Genomic DNA, 428 nt, shown 5'->3' on the forward strand with positions numbered 1-428 from the left:
GGGGTATACGCTTTGATCGACACAGCATGAATGCGGTTATCCGCAATATATTCCATCAGCGGGCCATAGACCGTCTGCTGTTTTTTAACCCGACTCATGCCGTCAAACAACTCACCCACGGCAATAACCTGAAAGTGGCTGCCATCGCCGGAAACGTGGACTTCCTGGAGGGAGAGAGCGTTCATCAACACGCTCTGAATTTCATTATTTTCCATGGGATCTTCAATCATCAGTTAATAAACCAGCGAAACATCTTAGAGCAAAGTTGCGCTGGCATAAATAAGCAAAAAGCCTCGCTGATAAATCAGACAAGGCTCGACTTGCAGGCAGGTTTGCCGGACAGGCGGTTAACGCCATATCCGGCCTGAAAAAATTTAACGAGGCAGAACATCAGCAGGCAAATTATACAATTTCGCCAGGGTATACAC

General features: G+C 47.2%; 1 protein-coding gene. It reads right to left on the reverse strand.

Going from position 1 to position 428, the window contains the following annotated elements:
• The coding region (gene ibaG, locus D3227_RS40730; RefSeq protein ID WP_120019484.1) for a BolA family iron metabolism protein IbaG at positions 1–215 on the reverse strand (215 nt) is incomplete at its 3' end.
• Positions 216–428 lie beyond the last annotated feature (213 nt).

The sequence above is a fragment of the Mesorhizobium waimense genome (genome assembly GCF_003601975.1).
Classification (GTDB): Bacteria; Pseudomonadota; Alphaproteobacteria; order Rhizobiales; family Rhizobiaceae; genus Mesorhizobium; species Mesorhizobium waimense.